The organism is Neisseria sp. P0009.S007 (genome assembly GCF_051962515.1).
In genome coordinates this window covers 1-1,693 of sequence record NZ_JBQCVF010000282.1, presented here as the reverse complement: position 1 = coordinate 1,693, position 1,693 = coordinate 1, and the positions used below count along the sequence as shown (strand labels likewise).

The 1,693-nt window shown below is 44.1% G+C and carries 2 protein-coding genes; both read left to right on the top strand.

What is annotated here, in order from left to right; translation table 11 throughout:
* The first annotated feature begins 318 nt into the window (after positions 1-318).
* On the top strand, positions 319-1,023 hold the full coding sequence (locus ACTHS3_RS12470) for a peptidoglycan DD-metalloendopeptidase family protein (RefSeq protein WP_070624773.1): 705 nt from the start codon (positions 319-321) through the stop codon (positions 1,021-1,023).
* Positions 1,024-1,193: 170 nt separating this feature from the next.
* Positions 1,194-1,676, top strand: coding sequence for a hypothetical protein (locus ACTHS3_RS12465; protein WP_049336190.1), 483 nt, complete (start codon positions 1,194-1,196; stop codon positions 1,674-1,676).
* Positions 1,677-1,693: the final 17 nt, after the last annotated feature.

Genomic DNA, 1,693 nt, shown 5'->3' with positions numbered 1-1,693 from the left:
ACCGTGATTGAAACTTGGCTGTATCTGGCTAACGAATTGAACAAATAAGTTCGATGAGACAAAAATCCCCTGCCCGTTTATCTCGGCAGGGGATTTTTATTGCCTTATTCAATACCGTCTGAAAAAACTTTCACTTTCTTTTACCTTATCAAAAAAATCCTTTATCATCAAAATGATAAAAAAATATACCGCCATATCCACAAATTTTCAATGTTAATATGCTGCCTTTATGCAGTTTATCCCATGCCTTTTGAGTGAACCTTTTTCCACTCTTCCTATCTATCATACACAACATAACGATACATTTTGAAACAACCCATGAATACAAATTTTATTTCCACCTTTCAGACGGCCTTAAAACGTCTGGCCCTCATCAGCACCATTGCCGTCTTAGCAGCCTGCGCTGGCAACAATACCTCTTCCAACCGAGCTGTACCTGACGGCTACTACAAAGTCCGCCCCGGCGATACCCTGACCCAAATTGCCAAACGCTACGGACAAAACGTCAATACACTGGTTGCATGGAATAACCTTCCCAACGCCTCACAAATCGAAGTCAGTCAAGTATTGCGAGTCCGCCGTCATGTTGCCTCCCGCAATACTGCTACGCAGCAACGCCAAGCAACCGCCGTTACCCCAATCAACCGGTTAAGCTTGCAATGGCCGACCGATAACGCCTCATCCTCCATTATCCAACGCTACAACGGCACAAGCAGCAAAGGCATAGATATTGCAGGCACGCAAGGCCAACAAATCCGTTCTGCCGCAGCCGGTACCGTCATCTACGTTGGCGAAGAAGTACGCGGCTACGGCAAGCTGATTTTAATCAGCCACAACGACTACACCATTACCGCCTATGCCCACAACGACACGCTTTTGGTACAAAAAGATCAAAAAGTCCAAGCAGGTCAAGTTATCGCGACCATGGGCAGCAGCGATACAGACAGCGTCAAGCTTCATTTTGAAGTTCGTCTAAACGGCAAAGCAGTCGATCCCCTGCCTTATTTGACTAGAACAAATTAATGCCCCAATCAAAAGGCCGTCTGAATAGCAGTATTTCAGACGGCCTTTTGATTATCTTGCTATAACAGCTATTTCAACAAAATCTTTTCCTATTTAACTTATGTTGATTGAGTGTAAATACCGTTATACAATAACAACTCTTTTTAACATTCCATTTCAGGTACCCTACTATGTCTCCTAGCAGTATCCTTGCAACCGCATTCTTGTTTGCATCTGCATTTGCCAGCGCAGATGTCCATATTGATGAAAGCATTCCTTACCGCGATAAAGAAGAAATCGATACCCGTATTGTTTCTGAGTGTTTAGAAGTGGGCAGCATCATGTCCAAATCTTTGCAAGAAACTGCAGCCAAAAGCGATGTAACAGTTGTCCGTGACGGTAAAAAACAAGGCACATACGCAGATATCGCTATCACTTCCGCCATGAGTGCAGGCAATGCCTTTATCGGTCACGCCAAAGGGATGGCGGTTTCAGCCACTTTGTATGTTGACGGCAAACAAGTTAATAAAAAAACCTTTACCCGCAACTCTTCCGGTGGCATGTTTGGCGCTTATAAAAGCTCTTGCGCCGTCTTGAACCGCACTTCTAAAGTATTGGGTTCAGATATTGCCCAATGGGTGGTTCGCGAACAAAAAAATGCTCAAGACAAATAAAACCCCAATTTGATAAA

Bases quoted from the DNA above. Each gene is read 5' to 3' on its own strand.
- ACTHS3_RS12465 (WP_049336190.1), top strand. From the start codon at position 1,194: ATGTCTCCTAGCAGTATCCTTGCAACCGCATTCTTGTTTGCATCTGCA.
- ACTHS3_RS12470 (WP_070624773.1), top strand. From the start codon at position 319: ATGAATACAAATTTTATTTCCACCTTTCAGACGGCCTTAAAACGTCTG.